We start from the raw sequence: 20,327 nt of genomic DNA, 5'->3' as shown, positions 1-20,327 counted from the left end.
TCAACTCCTTGCGCCCTGTGCAAACAACCCTGGCGAATGGTCAGCCTTTTGAAAAAGGGGCTTGCACGAGCAGATTAATCCGGGTATTTCTAAATTGCATCCAGATTTTGCATACAATAATTAGAGGAATGCACCATTATGGGTCATCCAGTTGCAATTGAAGTGCGAAACGTCTCCAAGCGATATTCCGACGACCCTGGGCTGGCGCCAGCCCTCGACAATGTTTCTGTCGACATCGCCGACAACGAATTCTTCACCCTGCTCGGCCCCTCGGGCTGTGGCAAGACCACCCTGCTGCGCACCATTGCCGGCTTCGAGCACGTCAGCGACGGTGAGATCCGCCTCGCGGGCGAGCCGGTCAACGATTTGCCGCCGTTCAAGCGTCGGGTCAACACGGTGTTCCAGAGTTATGCGCTGTTTCCGCACATGAGTGTTGCGCAGAATATCGCCTTCGGCCTCGAGATGCAGGGCCTTGATCGCAAACTGATCCCGCAGCGGGTCGAGGAAATGCTCGCGCTGGTGCAAATGCAGCACCTGGCCAAACGCAAACCGGCCGAACTGTCCGGCGGTCAACAGCAACGGGTGGCTCTGGCCCGGGCCCTGGCGCCGAAACCGAAAGTGCTGTTGCTCGATGAGCCGCTGTCGGCGCTGGACCTCAAGCTGCGCAAGGAAATGCAGGTCGAGCTAAAGCGCGTGCAAAAAGAGGCCGGGATCACCTTCATTTTCGTCACCCACGATCAGGAAGAAGCGCTGACTCTGTCCGATCGCATTGCCGTGATGTCCGCCGGCAAGATCCTGCAAATCGGCACGCCCAACGAAATCTATGAGCGCCCGCAGCACCAGTTCGTCGCGCAATTCATCGGCGACATCAACTTCCTCCCCGGGCATCTCAAGCGTGGCCAGCAGAACGAAAAGCTCTTCGTGCCCAACGGCATGCCCGTGGAAATCCCCTGCCCGGCCCAGGGCTTTGACGGCAGCAAGGTGCAACTGGCGTTCCGCCCCGAGCGTTCGCAACTGGTCGAGCCGTCGCAGCCCCATCACCTGCGCGGCGTGATCGAGGCCGTGCTGTACGTCGGCACGGCCACGCTCTATCAGTGCCGCCTGAACAACGACATCAAGGTCATGCTGCGCGAGAACAACGAAGGCCTGAGCCACGGGCGGGTGGTGGGCGATCGCGTCGCGGTCAACCTGCCGCCCCACGCCTGCCTGTTGATGGAGGCCTGAGATGAGCGTCAGCAGCACTTCCCCGGCCCTCAACCGCGCGCTGTTGCTCAGCCCGGTCGTCCTGACCCTGCTGGCCCTGATCGCCATTCCGCTGGGCATCATGGGCTACATCAGCCTGTTGCCGCGCAACGTCTATGGCGGCGTCGACTGGCAGGCCGACTGGCAATTGCAAAGTTATGTGCAGCTGTTCTTTCAGGAAGGTTTCGACGGCGAACTGGAGCTGAACTGGGTCTATGCCCAGGCGTTGTTGCGCTCGGTGTTCCAGGCCGGCGGCACCACGGTCCTGTGTTTCCTGTTCGGCTTCCCGGTGGCGTTGTGGATGTCGAGCCTGACACCGCGCCGACGCAACCTGATGGTGTTGCTGATCACCATCCCGTTCTGGACCAACCTGCTGATTCGCAACTATGCCTGGCTGATCATCCTGCGCGAACACGGCTGGGTCGCCCAGAGCCTCAACGCGCTGTTCCCCCAGGCCGGTGGCATCACCCTGCTCTACAACGACTTCGCGGTCAGCGTCGGCCTGGTCTACAGCTTCCTGCCGTTCATGATCCTGCCGATCTACTCGACCCTGGAGAAACTCGACTGGCGCCTGGTGGAAGCCGCCTATGACCTGGGCGCCAATCGCTGGCATGCCTTGCGGCGGATCATCCTGCCACTGTCGATGCCGGGGGTGATTGCCGGTGCCTTGCTGGTGTTCGTGCCGAGCCTGGGTGCCTTCATTACCCCGGCGATCCTCGGTGGCGGCAAGACGCTGATGATCGGCAACCTGATCCAGCAGCAGTTCGGCACCGCGCGCAACTGGCCGCTGGGCAGTTCGCTGTCGTTCCTGCTGCTGGGGATCATGTTGCTGTCCCTGGTGCTCTACGCCCTCTATAGCCGCAATGCCGCCAAGACCCAACGCCCAGGAGCCCAAGCATGATTGCCCTGCACCTGAAGAAACTGCCGCTGACCCGTGAAGTCAGCCTGTTGATGCTGGCCTATCTGTACCTGCCGATCTTCGTGCTGATCGCCTACAGCTTCAACGCCAACCGTTCGGCGACGGTGTGGACCGAGTTCTCGTTTGCCTGGTACGGACGCATCCTGGCCAACCCGTCGATCCAGACCGCGGCGTTGAACTCGATCATCGTCGCCAGCATCGCCACGGTCTGCGCCACGGCGATTGCCCTGCTCGCGGCGCTGGCGACGTACCGACCGTTCTACGGACAGAAAATGGTCGAAGGCGGGATCAACCTGCCGCTGATCCTGCCGGAGATCGTCACGGCCGTGGCCACCCTGCTGCTGTTCATGGCACTGGGAATCAAGCTCGGCCTGCTGACGGTAATCGTCGCCCATATCGGCTTTTGCATCCCCTTTGCCTACCTGCCGATCCGCGCGCGGCTCAATGACCTGGACAAGAGCCTGCTGGAAGCGGCGAACGACCTGTACGCCAACCCCTGGCAGGTGTTTCGCCGGGTGACCTTGCCGTTGCTGTGGCCGGCGGTGCTGTCCGGTTCGGTACTGGCGTTCGTGGTCAGCCTCGACGATTTCATCATGACTTTCTTCGTCGCAGGTCCCGGTTCGACCACCTTGCCGGTGTACATCTTCTCGGCGATCAAGGCCGGCGTGACGCCGGAGATCAATGCAATTTCAACGCTGATGCTGGTGATTTCCATCGTGCTGGTGGTGCTGGCCTTCTGGCTGGGACAGCGCGGCAAACAACAATGAGCCTGGAGACTTCTTTATGAGCAAGAAAGTGAAAAGCCCCCGTTTTGCTGCTGCCGGTTTCGCCGTTGCCGGTCTGGCCTTGAGTTGCTTCACCGCACTCACCACGTTCAGCGCCCAGGCCGCAGAGCCCAAGGAGCTGTTCTTCTACAACTGGACCGATTACTACCCGGTCGACCTGCTGGCCAAGTTCGAAAAGGAGACCGGCATCAAGGTCACCATGGACGGCTACGACAGCAACGAAACCCTGCTGGCCAAATTGCAGGCCGGCGGCGCGGCGTACGACGTGATCGTGCCGTCGCAATCGATCATGCGCACCCTGATCAACCAGGACCTGCTGCTGGAAATCGACGCCTCGGCCCTGCCCAACTTCCAGTACGTCAAGCCGGCGTTCCGCGACCCAAGCTTCGACCCGGGCCGCAAGTTCTCGGCACCGTACCTGTGGGGCACCACCGGGTTCTCCTATGACAGCGCCCGGGTGCCCGGCGGCAAGCTCGACGACTCGTGGAAAGAGTTCTTCGAGCCGCGCAAGGAACTGCAAGGCCAGCTCGCCGCCCTCGACACTTCCAGTAGCGTGATCAACGCCGCCAGCCACTACCTGAATGTCGACGAGTGCAGCGAAAACCCGCAGGACGCCAAGCGCATCCTCGAACTGCTGCAAAAACAGAAACCCTTCCTGAAGATGTACAGCTCGGACAACACCGTCGACCGCATGGCCTCCGGCGAAGTGATCATGATGCAGAACTGGAACGGCTCCACTGCCCGCGCCACCCTGCAGAAGAGCACCATCAAGTACGTGTATCCGAAGGAAGGCCTGGCCATGTTCCAGGACAACTTCGCCGTACCCAAGAGCGCGCCACACCCCGGCAACGCGAAGATTTTCATCGACTGGATGATGAAACCGGAAAACGCCGCCGCCGTGTCCAACGCCATCGCCTACGCCAACGGCATCCAGAGCGACAAGCTGATCGACGCCAAATGGCGGGTGATGGATGCCATCAACATGCCCGACGAATTCGCCTCGCGCCTGCGTCCTGAAAAGGAATGCAGCAACAAGGCGCGTGAACTGCAGGACCGGATCTGGGCGAAGCTCAAGGGCTGATCCGAAACCGAGTCGCGGCCTTCGCGAGCAAGCCCGCTCCCACAAGTGATCTCCAATGTTCACACGGACAATGTGGGAGCGGGCTTGCTCGCGAAGAGGCCGGCCCTGACAACATACAACTTGAGGTTTGCAATGACCCAACCCCGCTGGCTGCGCAACGTGCGCCCCTACGGCACCCACGCCGAAGACCTGCTGATCGAAAACGGCCGGTTCACCCAACGCCGTCCGGCTTCGAACGAGGCCCTGGCCGCCACCGACATCGACGGCCAGAACCAGTTGCTCACCCCCGCCCTGGTGGAAAGCCACGTACACCTGGACAAAACCCTCTGGGGCCAGCCCTGGCGCCCCAACAGCGCCGGTCCGACCCTCAAGGACTACATCGCCAACGAACGGCGCATCCTGCGCGAAGTCTCCACCCCCATCGCCCAACGGGCCGGCGCCCTGCTGGAAAACTGCATCGCCCGGGGCTCACTGACCATGCGTTGCCACGTCGACATCGACCCGGAATTCGGCCTGCGGCATGTCGAGGCCATGCAGCAACTGCGCGAACAATACCGCGACCTGATCGACCTGCAACTGGTGGTGTTCCCGCAAACCGGCCTGATCAGCCGCCCCGGCACCGCCGAACTGATGCGCGAAGCCATGGCCCTGGGCGTGGAGAACGTCGGTGGCCTGGACCCGTGCGGCATCGACAACGACCCGATTGCCCAACTGGATTTCGTCTTCAAGCTGGCCAGCGAATTTGACCGTGGCGTCGACATTCACCTGCACGACAAGGGTGAGCTGGGTCTGTGGCAGATCGCGCTCATCGCCGACTACACCGAGCGCTTCGGCCGCCAAGGCCGGGTGATGATCAGCCACGCCTACTGCCTCGGCATGCTCCCATGGAGCCAGGTCAAACCGGTGGCCGAGCGCCTGGCGACACTGGGTATTTCGCTGATGAGTTCGGCCCCGGCCGATTGCGCGGTGCCGCCGTTCCTGGCCCTGCGCGAAGCCGGCGTGAATCTGTGCCTGGGCTCGGACGGCATTCGTGATGCCTGGTCGCCGATGGGCAACGGCGACATGCTGGAGCGCGCGATGCTGCTGGCGTTCCGTTTCGATTTGAACAAGGACGAAGAACTGGCGGCGGCGTTCGAGGCGGCGACCGTCAACGGCGCCCAGGCGCTGGGTTGCGCAGCCAATCGCCTGCAGGTCGGCCAGCCGGCGGACTTCCTGCTGATGCCCGTGCAAACGCTGGGTGAGGCGGTGGTTTCGCGACCGCCGCGTCAAGTCTATCGCGCGGGTCGTTTGATCGCTGCGGGCGGTCGTTTGCTGGAAAGCCGTCTGTGAAGCGCATCGGCTTGCGAGCCAGTTGCGTGGTCGGCTTCGACGGCACGCAACATGTGCTGTGGCGCGACGGCGAAGTGGTGTTCGAAGGCTCGCGCATCGAGTTTGTCGGGCGCGGTTATCCGGGTCCGGTGGATCAGTGGATCGACTACGGCAACGCGCTGATCGGCCCCGGTTTCATCGATCTGGATGCCCTTGGCGATCTCGACTCCACGGTACTGACCCTGGACAACGGCGACGAGCGCGACATGGGCCGGATGTGGTCGGCGCAGTATCTGGCGCGCGGATCGCGGGAAAGTTACAGCCCCGAAGAAGAAGTCTTCAAATACCGCTATGCCTTTACGCAACTGATCCGCAACGGCATCACCACGGCCATGCCGATCACGTCGATGTATTACCGCGAGTGGGCCGAGACCTACGACGAGTTTGCGGCGGTCGCCGGCGTGGCGGCCGAGTTGGGACTGCGCACTTACCTGGGCCCCTGCTACATGAGCGGCATGAGTTACTGGCGCGCCGATGGCACCCTGGCGCACCACTGGGACGAAGCCCGGGGCATGGCCGGCCTCGATGCCGCCGAACGGTTTTTCCGGGATTTCGACGGCGCGAACAACGGCCTGATTCGCGGCGCGTTGCTGCCCGATCGCATCCAGACCTGCACCCCGGCACTGCTGCAACGCACCGCCGCGCTGAGCCGGGAACTGAACGCACCGATGCGCCTGCACTGCTGCCAGGGCCTCGGTGAAATGGCGATGGTCGAGCAACTGCGCGGCACCTCGCCGCTGGGTTGGTTGCAGCAACTCGGGCTGCTGAACCCGCGCAGCCTGCTGCCCCACGGCATCTACACCCAGGGTGATGACGATCTTCAGCGAGTGGTGGATGGCGGCGCGAGTCTGGTGCATTGCCCGGTGGTGTTTGCCCGGGACGGCGAGGCATTGAATTCGTTTGGCCGCTATCGGGCCAAGGGCGTCAACTTCGCCCTCGGTACCGACACCTGGCCGGCGGACTTGCTGGACAACATGCGTCAGGGTCTGAACATCGCCCGGCTGATGGAGAGCGGCAACTCACTGACCAGCACACTGGATATGTACAACGCCGCGACCCTCGGCGGCGCCAGGGCCCTGGGCCGCGACGATCTCGGCCGACTGGCACCGGGGTGCAAGGCCGACATCAGCGTGTTCAACCTGCGCGGGATGCACCTGGGGCCTTTGTTCGACCCGCTGAAAAATCTTCTACTGGCCGGTCGCGGCGACGACTGCATCGCCAGCTACATCGATGGCCGCTGCGTGATGCAGGACGGCCAGGTCGAGGGCGTCGACTACCCCGCCCTGCAACGCCAGGCCCAACGCCAATTCGAAAAACTGATGCGCAGCCACAGTGACCGGGCCTTCGGCCAACCGGACTGGAAAAGCCTGTTCCAGCCGGCCATCCCGTTCGCCGACGACTACAGCGCACAGTCGCCACTGAGCGCGATCGAGCCTCTCCTTTAGGGAATTCTGCCTATGCAAAGCTTTGACTTCAGCACACTGAGTCCACGGGACAAATACAAGATTCTGATCGGCAGCGTCGTGCCACGACCGATTGCCCTGGTCACCACCGTCGACGGCGAAGGCCGGATCAACGCGGCGCCGTTCAGCTTTTTCAATGCGCTGTCGGCCGATCCGCCCATCCTCGCCCTTGGCGTGGAAAACTACGGCGACCAAAGCCCCAAGGACACCACCCGCAATATCCAGCTCAATCAGGAATTCACCGTGAACATCGTCAGCGACGCGCTGGTGGAGGCCATGAACGTCTGTGCCGTGCCCTTCGCCCCCGGCTTCGATGAACTGACCGCCGCCGGCCTCACCGCCATCCCCGGCACCACGGTCAAATGCCCGCGCATCGGCGAAGCCCCGGTGGTGCTGGAGTGCCGGCGGATGATGGCGCTGTCCATCGGCCAATCCCGGGAGATCATCTTTGGTGAAGTGCTGATGGCGCATGTGCGTGACGAACTGATCGACCCGAAAACCCTGTACATCGATCAGTTGGGGCTTGATGCGATCGGCCGCATGGGTGGGCATGGCTATGCGCGCACGCGGGATTACTTCGATTTGCCGACTCGCTCGTTACAGGCGTGGACGGATGCACCGGGCGGTGGCGAGCGGTTTTGGCCACTGGCCAAATAGCAGGCATTAACACAAACCCTGTGGGAGCGAGCTTGCTCGCGATAGCGGTCTGTCAGGCAGCGCAGATGTTGACTGTAAAACCGTCATCGCGAGCAAGCTCGCTCCCACAGGCTTGCGGCGTCAGTGAAAATCCCGGCTACGCACAGTGATGCCATCGAGCAACGCACTCAGGTCACTCAAGCGCCCGGCTATCAGATGCCGGACCTCGCCCTCCTTCTCCCAGCGCCCGTCGACCTTGAGCAACTGCGAGCCGACCAGCACCTGGCGCTGGCGCTCGGCCAGGTCGCGCCACACCACCACGTTGACGTTGCCGAATTCGTCCTCGAGGGTGACGAAAGTCACGCCGCTGGCGGTGGCCGGGCGTTGCCGGCCGGTGACCAGCCCGGCGACGCTGACCGGCCGACCGTGCTCGACGTCCAGCAGCTCTTTCGAACTGCGGCAGCGCCGCGCCTTCAACTCACCACGCAACAGGGCCAGCGGATGCGGCCCGAGGGTGGTGCCGACACTGGCGTAATCGGCTTGCAGGTCCTCGCCCACGGTGGGTTTGGGCAACGCCACCGCGTCTTCCTCCTGGCGCGGCAGGCCGGCAAACAACCCCAGCTGCTTTTGTACCCCGGCCACTTCCCAGCGTGCCCGGTGGCGGTCGCCGGCCAGGCCACGCAGCGCGCCGGCATCGGCCAGTTGCTCCTGGGCGCGGGCATCGAGCCGCGCCCGCTCGCCGAGGTCGGCGATGTCGGCGAACGCGCCTTGCGAACGGGCCGCTTCGATGCGGCGGGCATCGTCCTCGCGAAAGCCCTTGATCATGCGTAGCCCCAAGCGAAGCGCCGGTTGCGTACCGCTGATCGGTTCCAGGCTGCAATCCCAGTCACTGGCGCGCACGTCCACCGGGCGAACCTGCAAATGATGACGCCGAACATCCTGCAGAATCTGGTCCGGGCTGTAGAACCCCATCGGCCAGCTGTTGATCAGCGCACAGGCAAAGGCCGCCGGCTCGTGGCATTTCAACCAGCAACTGGCGTAAGTCAGCAAGGCAAAGCTGGCGGCATGGGACTCGGGAAAACCGTAGCTGCCAAAGCCCTTGATCTGCTCGAAGATCTGCGCGGCGAACTCGGCGGTGTAGCCGTTTTTCCTCATGCCGGCGGCCAGCCGCTCCTTGTGCGGCTCGAGCCCGCCGTGGCGTTTCCATGCGGCCATGGAGCGGCGTAGCTGATCGGCCTCGCCGGGGCTGTAGTCGGCGGCGACAATGGCGATCTGCATCACCTGCTCCTGAAACAGCGGCACGCCAAGGGTGCGCTTGAGCACCACTTCCAGTTCCGGCGACGGATACGCCTCCGGCTCTTCCTTGTTCCGTCGCCGCAGGTACGGGTGCACCATGCCGCCCTGGATCGGCCCCGGCCGAACGATGGCGACCTCGATCACCAGATCGTAAAACGTCTTGGGCCTGAGCCTCGGCAACATCGACATCTGCGCCCGGGACTCGATCTGGAACACGCCGATGGTGTCGGCCCGACCGATCATTTCGTAGGTGGCCGCATCCTCGGGCGGGATGGTCGCCAGGCTCAGGTCCAGACCCCGGTGCCGGCGCAGCAGATCGAAACATCGACGAATCGCGCTGAGCATGCCCAGCGCCAGGATATCGACCTTGAGCAGGCCCACTGCGTCGAGGTCATCCTTGTCCCACTGGATGATGGTGCGCTCGGCCATGGCGGCGTTTTCCACCGGCACCAGACTGTCCAGCGGCTGCTCGGAAATCACGAAACCACCGGGGTGCTGGGACAAATGCCGGGGGAAGCCGATCAACTGCCCCGTCAGGCTCAGTACCCGGTGCAGCACCGGGCTCTGCGGGTCAAAGCCACCTTCACGCAGGCGTTCGACGGGGGGCGTTTCATCGCTCCAGTGACCGCAGCAATCGGCCAGGGCGTTGATCTGGTCCGGCGGCAAGCCCAATGCCTTGGCCACATCCCGTACCGCACCGGCGGCGTGGTAAGTGCTGACCACCGCCGTCAGCGCGGCGCGGGCCCGGCCATAACGCAGGAACACGTACTGCAAGACTTCTTCGCGGCGTTCATGCTCGAAATCGACGTCGATGTCCGGCGGTTCGTTACGTTCCCTGGACAGAAAGCGCTCGAACAGCAACGTGGTGCGATCCGGATCGATTTCGGTGATCCCCAGGGCGAAGCACACTGCCGAGTTGGCCGCAGAACCACGCCCCTGACAAAGAATCTGTTGCTGGCGGGCAAAGCGGACGATGTCGTGGACCGTCAGGAAATAACTTTCATAGCCCAGTTCGGCGATCAGTTGCAGCTCTTTATCGATCTGCACCAACACTTCGTTTTTCGGCCCTTTTGGCCAGCGCCACTCGATGCCTTCCTCGGTCAAATGACGCAGCCACGAGGTGGCCGAGTGCCCTTGCGGCACCAGTTCGCGGGGGTATTGATAACGCAACTGGCCGAGGTCGAAGGTGCAGCGCTGGGCAATGACCAGCGTTTGCGACAGCAAGTCTGGTGGGTAAAGCGCCTGCAGCACATCGAGACTGCGCAGATGGCGCTCGCCGTTGGGATGCAGGCGCAACCCGGCATCGGCCACCGGCAGGTGGTGACGGATCGCGGTCATGGTGTCCTGCAAGGCCCGGCGCCCGCGTGCGTGCATGTGCACATCGCCACTGGCCACGGCGGGAATTCGCAGTTCCCGAGCCAGTATGAGCAAATCGTTCAGGCGTTGCCCATCGTCCTGACCGCAATGCAACTGCACCGCCAGCCACAGGCGTTCGCCGAAGACCTGCTTGAGCCAGTGGCCCTGTGCAAAGGCATCGACAGCGTCCGGCACCCACAACGCCAACAGCCCCGGCAACGGTTCGCCGAAATCTTCGCGCAGCACCTGATACTGGCCTTTGTGCGTGCGGCGCCGGGCGCGGGTGATCAATCGGCACAGCGCCTGATAGCCCTCGAGGCTCTCCACCAGCAGCACCAGTTTCGGACCGTTCTCGATGCGTATTTCACTGCCGATGATCAGCGGCAACTCCACGGACTTCGCCGCTTGCCAGGCACGAACGATGCCCGCCAGGGTGCATTCGTCGGTGATCGCCAGGGCTTGGTAACCCTGTTTTTTCGCGCGCTGGAACAGCTCGAGGGCACTGGAGGCACCGCGCTGGAAGCTGAAGTTCGACAGGCAGTGCAATTCGGCATAGTCGCGGCTCATGCGAACCAGCCCTGCAACCACAACGGGCCTTCCTCGCCGACCGCCCGGTAGGCCCAGCCCTGTTGGCCGGCACGGGTTTCGATCAGGTAATAGTCACGGCGTACGTCGTCACCGTCCCACCAGCCGGACTCGATACGCTCCGGCCCCATGAGGATGCGCGCCGAGCCCTGGTGCACGGCCAGCGGTTCGGTCAGCAGCCAGCCCGGCCGCTTCACGGCGCCCAGCGCTGCGCACGGCTGGCTGTCGGCACTGGCCTGCCACGCGCACTCGGGGCGATGATCGGCCTGGAAGCGCAAGCCATGCACCGCGTCATCCCCCAGCCGTGCGCGCAGGCGTTCGCGCAGTTGCTCCCAGGGCAAGGACTGCTGCGGGCGATCGTCGAACAGTTCCTGATGCTGGGGCACGAAGGTCGGCAAATCCTCGGCACACAGGCGAAAACCGCGCACCGGCGCCTCGACCTGGACTTGCTCCAGCCGCCCCCGGGCCAGCTCGAAGAGCATCGCCGGATCACGCTCGGCGCTGAGCAGGCCGACCTTGATCAGCGTGTCCGGCAACCCGGCGTGCTCCAGATGCAGGTCGAAACGCTGTACGCCGCTGTCGCGACCGCAGAGGAACGCCGACAGGTCGCCCGTCAACCGGCGCAACGGAAACAGCAGGGCTTGGTGGGACTGCACATCGAAATTGAGCTCGATACGCACATCGAAGCGGTCCGGCGGCAGGTAAAACGCCAGCGCCAGCCGCCGCGTGCCAAGCAACGCATCCAGATGCTTGAGCACCTGGGCCTCGAAACGCCGGGCCAGGCTCTGCCGGGGCAACGCCTGCACCTGGCTCAAGGTGCGCAGGCCCATGCGCGACAAGGCCGTGGCAACCTGTGCTTCGAGGCCGATCCGCTCGACGGGCATCTGCCCCAGGTGATGCTGCAAGGCTTGATCATCCGCTACCACCAGGCCGTCATAGGCATTGGCCAGCACCCGCGCCGCCACCGGGTTGGGCGCGGCCACGATGCGGTGCCGAAACCCCAGTTCGCCGAGCTCACGGCGCAAAAGCGCTTCGAATTGCGGCCAGGCGCCGAACAGGCCGAGGCTGGACTCGATCTCGAACACCAGGGCCCGGGGGTAATGCACGCTGACCTGGGAACTGAAGCGATAGGCCCAGGCGGCGAGAAACTGCTGCCAGCGTTCGATTTCACTGGCGTCGTATTCAGCCGTGGCAAAACCCTTGCTCAAGGCCTGTGCCGCGCTCATGGACTGGCCGGGACGCAAACCCAGCGCCCGCGCCGCAGCGTTGACGGCCTGCAGCACCCGGCGCTGGGCCGGGCCGGTCAGCAACGCCAGGGGTTCATCGGGATCGGCGCGCTGACGCAATACCGCGTCCAGCGCCAATTGCGGGAAAACAATGCAGACCCAGCGCATGGCAACCTCAATGCCCCACGGCGAAGGCAATCGGCGCCGAACGGGCCAGGCCGCCGCGGCACTTGAGCACGCGCAGTTGTGCCGGCCGGGCATCGATGGCGATGCGCAGGGCCGCCGGCGAAGGGTTGATCGCTTCACTGAGGGGACGATAGGCGAAGGTCAGGGTCTGGCCGGTTTCCGCCGCCACCTGCAAACGGCGCAAGGCGCGGTCATCGGCCTTGTACGGCCAGCACAGCACCGCGCCGCAACTGCCCGAACGCAGGCATTGTTCCGCGGCCCACAGCGCATCGCGCTCGCTGGCCCGGATGATCGACAACTGACGCAGATCGACCCCCGCGCCCTGCCACGCCTGGGGATACGGCACATAAGGCGGCGCCACCAGCACGATGCGTTCGCCCGCCGCCGACAGCCGTGCCAGCGTCGGCCACACCAGTTGCAACTCGCCCACGCCCTGCCCGGCCAGCAGGATTTCCGTCAACGCCGCCTCCGGCCAGCCGCCGCTGGGCAATGCCGCGTCCAGCGCGGCGTGCCCGGTAGGCTGCGGGCTGGCGGCCGGCGGCGCAGGCCGGCCCCTCCAGACCTGGCCGCCATTGAACAGCGTATCCAGCGCAACGACGGCACCCATCAGCCTTGCCTCACCAGGCCACAGAACACACCTTCGATGGCCAGGTCCTGATCGGCGTTCACAATGATCGGCTGGTAGGCCGGGTTGCGCGGCAGCAGGCGAACCACCTCACCGACCCGCTCGAAGCGCTTGATGGTGACTTCACCGTCGAGACGCGCCACGACGATCTGGCCGTTGAGCGCCTCGGGGTTGCGGTGCACGCCTACCAGATCGCCGTCGAGAATACCGTCCTCGATCATCGAATCACCTCGTACCCGCAACATGTAGTCCGGCACCCGCGAGAAAATCGACGGATCGAGCAGCAAGCGGCTATGGATTTGCGCATCGACCCCGATGGGCGCACCGGCCGCCACCCGACCAAGCACCGGGATGTCCAGCAACTCGGGACGCGGCGGCTGCCCGAGCAGGCGAATGCCCCGGGCCTGATGCGGGTTGACCTCGATAAACCCGGCTTCGGTCAGCGCCAGCACATGCTTGCGCGCCACGCTGCGGGAGGCGAAACCGAACGCCTCGCTGATTTCAGCGAGGCTCGGAGGCTGACCGTGCTCGGCGATGCGATCGCGGATGAAAGTCAGGATGGCGGTACGGCGGGGAGTCAGAGTCGTCATGGAGTACATTTGTACTCTTTTGGCTTTTTCCTGGCAAGGACTTGCAGGAGCTGTCGAGTGAAACGAGGCTGCGATCTCTTGGGACCAGAGCAAAAAGATCGCAGCCTGCGGCAGCTCCTGCAGGAGGCAGGTTCAGCCAGTGAGTCCACGGATAAAACCTGCCGCTCGTCGCCTTTCTAAAAAAATCAGCATTTGAAGAAAATAAAAATCCATAAAAAAGTACAAAACGCGCACTGACTCCGACAGAAATATCTCACTCAACATAGCAAGATCATTTCTCTGTGCCGAAAACTAAAACACCGTTTCAAAAAGGAATTCCACGAATCCACATTTGAACCCACTTCCACTAAAAGCAAACCGAACCATTAAGCGTCCTAATCACATGTAGGAAACATCTTAAAAAACCATAAGAACCCCCCTACCACATCACTTGCACCCAACGCCAAAATCAACTAATCAATGCCAGACAGCAAACCACAAACGAAAGCGAACTGAAAAACAACAACCTCAGGGCGATACCATTCAATGACTAAAAACATTTTACCCAGAGTATTCTCCCTAACCTCCATATTCATCAAAGAACAACTAAAAGAACCCATCGCCTTTTTCTGGATCATGATATCCCCTTGTGCAATGTTCTATTTTTTCGCAACAACCAGGCAAGACCCCAACTATTTCTCCAGCAATTACATTACGACTTCGGCATGGTTTTATGCCTACATATCTTCAAGTGTCGCATTATTCGGATTCGCCTTTTACATAATTGGAAGAAGGGAAAGCGGATTCACCCGATCATTTATTTACTCCAGGGAATCAAAACTGATTTTTCTTTTATCCCACTTCATTGCCTACTCGCTAATATCAATATCTTATTGCACAACCTTTTACTTGACGACCAAATTTCCATTTGGAAACTACGCCTTCGATGAACTACTGAATCTCGCACTACGCTTTTACATCTGCTTTATCATGTTTTGCACTCTCGGGGCTGCCTTCTCATTGCTACCGATCAATTTTCAAAACTCGAACACTTTGCTTTCCATTTTTTCGTTCTGCATGTTGATCCTCGGAGTAATGAGTGCCAGCAGACCAACCCCCATCACCGACGTATTGAACCTCGCAAACCCACTGACACTTGCAAGCCAAATAATGGAACAAGGCCTTGAATCCAACAAACTCATCACAGCCGCAATAGTTCTTTTGTTTATTTTTGCACTGTACAAAACGTTCAAACACCTAAGAATCAATCCCGTATGGAGCCGGTACTGATGAAAAAATTCACGGCGCAGAACATTGACTTCTCCTATACAGACACTCCCCTCTTAACCCAAGCATCTCTTGAGGTTGCTCAAGGTGACATTGTCGGCATTCTGGGGCCCAACGGTTCTGGAAAAACAACTTTTTTCGATATCGTCTGCGACCTTAAAAAAGCAAAATCCGGCTTCATAAAAAACGACTTCAGTCGTTTTTTATACCTTTCCCAAATCATCTCCACGCCCCCACCGCTGCGCATGCGTGACATCTTTAAGATGGTATCTGCGCTGTCATCAAACGAGCCCATGACGCAAGATAAAACCCTGAAAAAACTAAGTACCTGGAGCCCAGCGATAGTTGACCGATACCAAGACATATGGAACAAAAAATCATCGCTATGCAGCTACGGAGAGACACGCTGGTTCTTTACTCTTTCTCTTCTTTCAATATCTGCAGACTTTGTGATTCTCGACGAACCTACTGCCGGTGTAGATCCAGAATTTCGCCACTATATTTGGCAATGTCTTCACGGCGCTGCCAGGGAGGGCACCGCCATTCTGGTTTCCTCGCACAATGTTGAGGAGATAATCAACCATTGTGATTATTTTTATATGATCAGCCAGAAACGCTTCAATCGCTTTAACAACGGCAGAGAGTTCATGCAAAAGTATGGAGTAAAGACTGTGGACGATGCGTTTATCCGAGCCGTTACTGAACCTGTATTCGCCACATAAGCCACTGGAAGCGCAAACGGGGGAGCTGCCGCAGATCGCGACAACTGCCGATGAGGAATGGAATTCGATTCAGTCGGTAAGTCCAGCCAGATACGCCCACGGATAAATCCCCCGCTCATGCCCATCGCTGAAGACCAGTTGCAGGCCATAGCCCTGCGGGTTCAGTTCGATTACCCGCACCCGGGCATCCACCATCGGCGCCATCCCCCGCAGACGAAAGGCCCGGCACTGCGAACATGGGCACTGACGACGCAGTTCGGCGTGGTCCAGCCACTGTTCGCGACCATCGGGCCAGTTCAATCGCAGCTGCTGCCTACTCTGCGAATTACCCACCGCCAGCGGATTCATTGCAGTTGACTCAAGGCAATGCGCACGGCCTTGCGCACTTCAGGGTCGCCGTCGTGTTGCGCGGCCTGCAATGGCGCTATGGCCCGTGGGTCGCTCAGGTCACCGAGGGCCAGCGCGGCTTCCTTGCGCAGGTTGCTGATGCGATGGCCGAGGGTGTCGATCAGCGCTTCGAGCGCCGGTCCATAACGCAAGCGACCGAGGCTGCGGGTGGCGCGCAGACGCACCTGCCAGTAATCGTCGCCCAAGGCGTCGACCAGGGCCGGGCCGGCGTCGGGGTGGCCGACTTTGCCCAGGGTGGTGGCGGCTTCTTCGCGGACTTGCCAGGCATCGTCCCGCAAGGCCTGACGCAGGGCCGGCAGCACCTGGGCGTCAGACGCCAGGCCCAGCGCCCCGGTGGCGGCCCGCCGCACGTCGGTGTCCGGGTCGGCGCTGGCCAGTCGCGCCAGTGCCGGCAAGGCATCAAGTTGCTTGAGCCAGCCGAGTACGCCCACCGCCTCGCGGCGCACGCTGGCGCTTTCATCGTCCAATGCAGCGGCAGCTGCTGCGGCGGCATCGGGGCAGCGCAACTCGCGCAACGCCCGGAACGCGGCAATGCGTACGCCGCTGTCGGCGTGCCCGGTCCACGGCAGAATGACCCGGCCCGCCGCTTCGCTCTTGAGCAGGCTGAGGCTTTGCGCAGCGGCCGCCTGCACCGCCGGGGATGGATCCGTCAGGGCTTGGCACAAGGCTTCGACCACGGGCGCGTCCTCCCAGGCTTCCAGCAACCGGGCGGCTTCGGCGCGAACGTCTGCACTCGGGTCTTCGGCCAGTCGATCGATCAACCACTGCAGGCCGTCCGGCTCCTCGAGATCGGCCAGCTCGATCAGCGCGATCCGGCGCACGCCGGGGTCGTCATCGGTCAGGCGCGGTTGCAGGGCAAGAATGTCGTCGTTATCGGTTACATCGAATAGTGAGGTCATAGGGCAAATCGCGGCAGTTTGTTTTCAGGGGGAAGTCCGAGCGGGTTCAGGCGCGGCAGTTGCCGGCCGTCTTCGTGCCGCAGGAGTTCGAGGCAATGGCGCTTCAGATGCGAAAATTCAGGGCGGGTCATCAGCTCCGTGCTGCGCGGCCGGGGGAAGTCCAGGCGCAGGTCTTCGATGATTCGCCCGGGGCGCGAGCTCATGACCAGCAAGCGGTCGGCGAGGAACAGCGCTTCGTCGATGTCATGGGTGACAAACACCACGGTGGTGCGGATGCGCGTCCAGATGTCCAGCAGCAGTTCCTGCATGTTCAACCGGGTCAGGGCATCGAGGGCGCCGAAGGGCTCGTCCATCAGCAACAGGCGCGGACGGTTGACCAGCACCCGGGCGATTTCCACCCGCTGCTGCATGCCGCCGGACAGTTGGTCGGGCCAGCGCCCGGCAAAACCTTCGAGGCCCACCAGGGCGAGGATTTCATCCGCTGCCTTGAGCCGTTCGACCTTGCCGACGCCACGCATTTTCAGGCCGAACGCCACGTTGTCACGCACCGTGCGCCAGGGAAACAGTGTGTGCTGCTGGAACACCATGCCCCGTTGTGGCGATGGCCCCGACACCGGCGCGCCATCCACGCTCAAGCTGCCGGTGCGCGGTTGCAGGTGGCCGGCCAGCGCGCCGAGCAAGGTGGATTTACCGCAACCGGACGGCCCGAGGATGCACACGAACTGCCCCGGCTCGATCTGGCAGTCGAGGCCCTGCACCGCTTCGAAAACCCCGTGGCCCTCGCCCAGGCTGATCGACAACCCGCGGATATCGATACGTCCTTCCAGGTGTTGAAAAACGCTCATCAGGCTTTTCCTCGTGGTCGATGCCAAGGCGTGAACAGCCCGCCCAGGCGCTTGATCAACAGGCTGCTGCCCATGCCGAGCACGCCGATCAGCAACATGCCGACGACGATGTCGGCGTAGTTCTGGATGGTGTAGGACTCCCAGGTGTAATAGCCGATGCCGAATTGACCGGAGATCATTTCCGCCGTCACCAGGCAAAACCACGAGGTGCCCATGCCGATGGCCAGGCCGGTGATGATGCTCGGCGCCGCGCCCGGCAGAACGACCTCCAGGAGGATGGCCCGGCGCCCTGCCCCGAGGCTTTTCGCCGAGGCGATCAGCCGTGGGTCGACGCCTTCGACGCCATGCACGGTGTTGAGCAGGATCGGGAACAGGGCGCCGGTGAAGGTGATGAACACCATCGACAGTTCCGACGAGGGAAACATCAGGATCGCCAGGGGAATCCAGGCCACGGCCGGAATCGGCCGCAGGACTTCCAGGGGCGGCAGCAACAGATCTTCGGCCCATTTCGAGCGACCGATGGCCAGGCCCAGGGCGACGCCTATGATCAGCGCCGCGAGGTAGCCGGCGAATACCCGGCCGAGGCTGCTGCCCAGATGCTGGGCGAGTTTGCCCGAGTCGCCCAGGCCAAGGGCGGCTTCAATGACCGCCAAGGGTGTCGGGACGTTGGCGAAGGTCACCAGGCCGAGGTTCCAGTGGTGGCTGGCGGCGAGTTGCCAGAACAGCAGGCAGAGCAGCAGTGAAGCGGCTCTGGGAATCCAGCGTAAAAATGATCGGTACACAATTCTTCCTCACAACCCTGGACCCTTGTGGGAGCGGGCTTGCTCGCGAAAGCGGTCGGACATTCAACATTGATGTCGACTGACCCACCGCTTTCGCGAGCAAGCCCGCTCCCACATTTGATCGAGTCGTTCTAGGTATTAGCGGGCGGCTACGGCCTGGGTCGTGGCATCGGTGAAGTCGAATACCTTGCCGCCCTGCGCCGTGGCGAACTGTTGGGCCTGGCCTTTAAGCAGGAACGCGCTTAGCCGCCCTTTCCCGTCGGTGGCAAACCACGCCTGATCCGCCAGCAGCTTGATCCCGCTGTCGCTGGCCTGGGTGTACACCGCGCGGATGTTCTTGCCTTCCTGTTTCAACGCCGTCAGCGCGGTAAATGCCGACTCCGCCGAGGCGTACTGACGGACCTTCGGCTCGCCACGCACCCAGATTTCCGCCACATGGCTGAAGTCGGTGATGGCTTTGCCGCTTGCCGCATCGACGGCCTTGAGCGGCGTCTGCTGGTAATTCCCAAGCTGCGCGCTGTAGTCCAGGTTCGAGGCTTTGAAGGCGGCACGGATGTACTGGTCGTCGATGAAGGTGTTGAGATCGAGACCGCGATCGGCCTTCTTCAAAAGCTTGAGGGTATCGATAGCGGTTCCCACGGCCTGACGGTATTCCGGCTTCCAGCTCAGGTCGCGGGTCTGCACGCCGAGGGGGCCATGGAACAGATAGTTGACCTCGGCATCGACCCCGGTGACCTTGGCGATCAACTCGCTGTATTTCTCCGGTTCAGCCGCCAGCAACTGGTTGGCTTCCATGCTCGCCCGCAGGTAAGCGACGACGATTTCCGGATACTTTTTCGCATAGGCCTGATCGACCAGCGCACCGTGGAAGGTCGGCGCATCGGCCTGGGAACCGTCATAGATCTTGCGGGCGAAACCACGGCTGGGGAACAGCTCGGCGAAGGGTACGAAGTCGGCGTGAGCATCGATCTTGCCGGCCTGCAGCGCGGAGCCGGCGACTTCCGGCGGCTGGGCGATGATGTTCACGTCCTTGAGCGGGTCCCAGCCCTGGGCCGCGACGGCGCGCAGCAGCATGCCATGGGCGGTGGAAGCGAACGGCACGGAAATGGTCTTGCCCTTGAGTTCGGCCAGCGACTGCACGCCCGATGCACTCGGCACCACGATGCCGTTGCCACTGCCCTTGGTGCTGCCCGATAACACGCTGATGAACAAACTGTGCTTGCCCGCCGTTTCGAAGGCCACGCCGTTGAACGCACCAGGGAAATCGGCCATGGCGCCAAAGTCGAGTTTGCCGGCGACCATCTCGTTGGTCAGCGGTGCGCCGCTGGTGAAGTTTTTCCACTGCACCTCGTATTGGGCGTCTTTGTAGGGGCCGTCGTGGGGCAGGTATTTGTCCAGCAGGCCGAGTTCGCGAATCAACAGGCCACCGGCGGCGCAGTTGATGGTGGTGTCCTGGGTGCCGATGGCAATGCGGATGGTTTCGGCCGAGGCCGACTGGGTGAAGGAAGCCAGTACCAGACCGGCCAAAGCTGCACGCAACATCATGAGTGTTTCCCCTCGAATCATTTATTGGATGTTCGTCTCCGCCACGATCAGGGCGTGGTGGGAAACGAGGGGTTTTGTAAAGCAAGCGTCCGGTGGTGGCCGGATGGCTTTAAATATTATTTGAACTGTCCACGATCCCTTGTGGGAGCGGGCTTGCTCGCGAATGCGTCCGTACAGTCAATGGAGATGCCAGCTGTGCCGGCCTCTTCGCGAGCAAGCCCGCTCCCACATGGACGGTATTTCAGCGCAGCAGGTAGGGGATCTCCACTTTCACCGCCCCGGTCGGGCAGTCCTTTTCACAGGGCATGCAGTACCAGCATTCGTCGAACGCCATGTAGGCCTTTTGCGTGGCCGGGTTGATCGCCAGCAGGTCCATCGGGCAAACGTCGACGCACACGGTGCAGCCTTTGTGGGCAATGCATTTGTCTTCATCGACCGTGACCGGTGCGTTGGAGCGAAAGAAGATTTCCTGGGGTTGGTAAGCCATGTTCGGTCTCTCTCT

The 20,327-nt window shown here is 62.0% G+C and carries 19 protein-coding genes; 8 read left to right on the top strand and 11 right to left on the bottom strand.

Going from position 1 to position 20,327, the window contains the following annotated elements:
- The first annotated feature begins 138 nt into the window (after nt 1–138).
- The 7 genes from KSS91_RS12785 (at nt 139) to KSS91_RS12755 (ending at nt 7,515) form a co-directional block, all read left to right on the top strand.
- Nucleotides 139–1,224, top strand: a complete 1,086-nt coding sequence (locus KSS91_RS12785; protein WP_104448379.1) for an ABC transporter ATP-binding protein — start codon at nt 139–141, stop codon at nt 1,222–1,224.
- A 1-nt stretch (nt 1,225) separates the two neighbouring features.
- Nucleotides 1,226–2,143: an ABC transporter permease gene (locus tag KSS91_RS12780; RefSeq protein WP_015094870.1), complete on the top strand. Its 918-nt coding sequence runs from the start codon at nt 1,226–1,228 to the stop codon at nt 2,141–2,143.
- Nucleotides 2,140–2,928: an ABC transporter permease gene (locus KSS91_RS12775; protein ID WP_007995935.1), complete on the top strand. Its 789-nt coding sequence runs from the start codon at nt 2,140–2,142 to the stop codon at nt 2,926–2,928. The genes KSS91_RS12780 and KSS91_RS12775 overlap by 4 nt, the downstream gene beginning before the upstream one ends.
- Before the next feature lie 16 nt (nt 2,929–2,944).
- Nucleotides 2,945–4,027, top strand: a complete 1,083-nt coding sequence (locus KSS91_RS12770) for an extracellular solute-binding protein (protein ID WP_217838193.1) — start codon at nt 2,945–2,947, stop codon at nt 4,025–4,027.
- A gap of 132 nt (nt 4,028–4,159) precedes the next feature.
- Nucleotides 4,160–5,356 carry an amidohydrolase family protein gene (locus tag KSS91_RS12765; RefSeq protein ID WP_217838192.1) on the top strand — a complete coding sequence of 399 codons (1,197 nt, stop codon included), beginning with the start codon at nt 4,160–4,162 and terminating at the stop codon, nt 5,354–5,356.
- A complete protein-coding gene (locus tag KSS91_RS12760; RefSeq protein ID WP_217838191.1) occupies nt 5,353–6,840 on the top strand; it encodes an amidohydrolase family protein in 1,488 nt (495 codons plus the stop codon). Before KSS91_RS12765 ends, KSS91_RS12760 begins: the two co-directional genes overlap by 4 nt.
- 12 nt (nt 6,841–6,852) lie before the next feature.
- Nucleotides 6,853–7,515 (top strand): flavin reductase family protein, encoded by a 663-nt coding sequence (locus KSS91_RS12755; RefSeq protein WP_217838190.1) that lies wholly within the window; start codon nt 6,853–6,855, stop codon nt 7,513–7,515.
- A 120-nt stretch (nt 7,516–7,635) separates the two neighbouring features.
- On the opposite strand, the gene KSS91_RS12750 is transcribed toward KSS91_RS12755, so the two are convergent.
- From KSS91_RS12750 to KSS91_RS12730, 5 genes are all read right to left on the bottom strand, one after another.
- Nucleotides 7,636–10,734: an error-prone DNA polymerase gene (locus KSS91_RS12750; RefSeq protein WP_217838189.1), complete on the bottom strand. Its 3,099-nt coding sequence runs from the start codon at nt 10,732–10,734 to the stop codon at nt 7,636–7,638.
- Nucleotides 10,710–12,125, bottom strand: a complete 1,416-nt coding sequence (locus KSS91_RS12745; RefSeq protein ID WP_217838188.1) for a Y-family DNA polymerase — start codon at nt 12,123–12,125, stop codon at nt 10,710–10,712. Before KSS91_RS12745 ends, KSS91_RS12750 begins: the two co-directional genes overlap by 25 nt.
- A gap of 7 nt (nt 12,126–12,132) precedes the next feature.
- Nucleotides 12,133–12,750: a translesion DNA synthesis-associated protein ImuA gene (gene imuA, locus KSS91_RS12740; RefSeq protein WP_217838187.1), complete on the bottom strand. Its 618-nt coding sequence runs from the start codon at nt 12,748–12,750 to the stop codon at nt 12,133–12,135.
- A complete protein-coding gene (gene lexA, locus KSS91_RS12735; protein ID WP_217838186.1) occupies nt 12,750–13,367 on the bottom strand; it encodes a transcriptional repressor LexA in 618 nt (205 codons plus the stop codon). Before lexA ends, imuA begins: the two co-directional genes overlap by 1 nt.
- A gap of 443 nt (nt 13,368–13,810) precedes the next feature.
- Entirely contained in the window at nt 13,811–13,975 is a 165-nt protein-coding gene (locus tag KSS91_RS12730) for a hypothetical protein (RefSeq protein ID WP_217838185.1), read from the bottom strand.
- A gap of 651 nt (nt 13,976–14,626) precedes the next feature.
- Between KSS91_RS12730 and KSS91_RS12725 the strand changes: the two genes are divergently transcribed.
- Nucleotides 14,627–15,346 carry an AAA family ATPase gene (locus tag KSS91_RS12725; RefSeq protein WP_217838184.1) on the top strand — a complete coding sequence of 240 codons (720 nt, stop codon included), beginning with the start codon at nt 14,627–14,629 and terminating at the stop codon, nt 15,344–15,346.
- A gap of 69 nt (nt 15,347–15,415) precedes the next feature.
- Here KSS91_RS12725 and KSS91_RS12720 read toward each other — a convergent pair whose 3' ends face one another.
- From KSS91_RS12720 to KSS91_RS12695, 6 genes are all read right to left on the bottom strand, one after another.
- A complete protein-coding gene (locus KSS91_RS12720) occupies nt 15,416–15,694 on the bottom strand; it encodes a DUF971 domain-containing protein (RefSeq protein ID WP_217838183.1) in 279 nt (92 codons plus the stop codon).
- Nucleotides 15,691–16,653, bottom strand: a complete 963-nt coding sequence (locus KSS91_RS12715; RefSeq protein ID WP_217838182.1) for a HEAT repeat domain-containing protein — start codon at nt 16,651–16,653, stop codon at nt 15,691–15,693. Before KSS91_RS12715 ends, KSS91_RS12720 begins: the two co-directional genes overlap by 4 nt.
- Nucleotides 16,650–17,498 carry an ABC transporter ATP-binding protein gene (locus KSS91_RS12710; RefSeq protein ID WP_217838181.1) on the bottom strand — a complete coding sequence of 283 codons (849 nt, stop codon included), beginning with the start codon at nt 17,496–17,498 and terminating at the stop codon, nt 16,650–16,652. The genes KSS91_RS12715 and KSS91_RS12710 overlap by 4 nt, the downstream gene beginning before the upstream one ends.
- Entirely contained in the window at nt 17,498–18,280 is a 783-nt protein-coding gene (locus KSS91_RS12705) for an ABC transporter permease (protein WP_102699700.1), read from the bottom strand. The genes KSS91_RS12710 and KSS91_RS12705 overlap by 1 nt, the downstream gene beginning before the upstream one ends.
- A 138-nt stretch (nt 18,281–18,418) precedes the next feature.
- The gene (locus KSS91_RS12700; RefSeq protein WP_217838180.1) at nt 18,419–19,825 is read right to left on the bottom strand and encodes an ABC transporter substrate-binding protein; all 1,407 of its coding nucleotides are present in this window, start codon (nt 19,823–19,825) and stop codon (nt 18,419–18,421) included.
- Between the two features lie 241 nt (nt 19,826–20,066).
- Entirely contained in the window at nt 20,067–20,312 is a 246-nt protein-coding gene (locus KSS91_RS12695) for a 4Fe-4S dicluster domain-containing protein (RefSeq protein WP_003180418.1), read from the bottom strand.
- Between the last annotated feature and the right edge of the window lie 15 nt (nt 20,313–20,327).

Source organism: Pseudomonas azerbaijanorientalis, from assembly GCF_019139795.1.
GTDB classification, from domain to species: domain Bacteria; phylum Pseudomonadota; class Gammaproteobacteria; order Pseudomonadales; family Pseudomonadaceae; genus Aquipseudomonas; species Aquipseudomonas laurylsulfatiphila.
This window is presented reverse-complemented; position numbering and strand designations above follow the sequence as displayed.

What these genes read in the sequence shown, in the direction of transcription:
- KSS91_RS12780 (WP_015094870.1), top strand. Translation starts at nt 1,226, where the DNA reads ATGAGCGTCAGCAGCACTTCCCCGGCCCTCAACCGCGCGCTGTTGCTC.
- KSS91_RS12720 (WP_217838183.1), bottom strand. Translation starts at nt 15,694, where the DNA reads ATGAATCCGCTGGCGGTGGGTAATTCGCAGAGTAGGCAGCAGCTGCGA.
- KSS91_RS12765 (WP_217838192.1), top strand. Translation starts at nt 4,160, where the DNA reads ATGACCCAACCCCGCTGGCTGCGCAACGTGCGCCCCTACGGCACCCAC.
- KSS91_RS12700 (WP_217838180.1), bottom strand. Translation starts at nt 19,825, where the DNA reads ATGATGTTGCGTGCAGCTTTGGCCGGTCTGGTACTGGCTTCCTTCACC.
- KSS91_RS12775 (WP_007995935.1), top strand. Translation starts at nt 2,140, where the DNA reads ATGATTGCCCTGCACCTGAAGAAACTGCCGCTGACCCGTGAAGTCAGC.
- KSS91_RS12755 (WP_217838190.1), top strand. Translation starts at nt 6,853, where the DNA reads ATGCAAAGCTTTGACTTCAGCACACTGAGTCCACGGGACAAATACAAG.
- lexA (WP_217838186.1), bottom strand. Translation starts at nt 13,367, where the DNA reads ATGTACTCCATGACGACTCTGACTCCCCGCCGTACCGCCATCCTGACT.
- imuA (WP_217838187.1), bottom strand. Translation starts at nt 12,750, where the DNA reads ATGGGTGCCGTCGTTGCGCTGGATACGCTGTTCAATGGCGGCCAGGTC.
- KSS91_RS12770 (WP_217838193.1), top strand. Translation starts at nt 2,945, where the DNA reads ATGAGCAAGAAAGTGAAAAGCCCCCGTTTTGCTGCTGCCGGTTTCGCC.
- KSS91_RS12785 (WP_104448379.1), top strand. Translation starts at nt 139, where the DNA reads ATGGGTCATCCAGTTGCAATTGAAGTGCGAAACGTCTCCAAGCGATAT.
- KSS91_RS12710 (WP_217838181.1), bottom strand. Translation starts at nt 17,498, where the DNA reads ATGAGCGTTTTTCAACACCTGGAAGGACGTATCGATATCCGCGGGTTG.
- KSS91_RS12715 (WP_217838182.1), bottom strand. Translation starts at nt 16,653, where the DNA reads ATGACCTCACTATTCGATGTAACCGATAACGACGACATTCTTGCCCTG.
- KSS91_RS12695 (WP_003180418.1), bottom strand. Translation starts at nt 20,312, where the DNA reads ATGGCTTACCAACCCCAGGAAATCTTCTTTCGCTCCAACGCACCGGTC.
- KSS91_RS12725 (WP_217838184.1), top strand. Translation starts at nt 14,627, where the DNA reads ATGAAAAAATTCACGGCGCAGAACATTGACTTCTCCTATACAGACACT.
- KSS91_RS12730 (WP_217838185.1), bottom strand. Translation starts at nt 13,975, where the DNA reads ATGATCCAGAAAAAGGCGATGGGTTCTTTTAGTTGTTCTTTGATGAAT.
- KSS91_RS12745 (WP_217838188.1), bottom strand. Translation starts at nt 12,125, where the DNA reads ATGCGCTGGGTCTGCATTGTTTTCCCGCAATTGGCGCTGGACGCGGTA.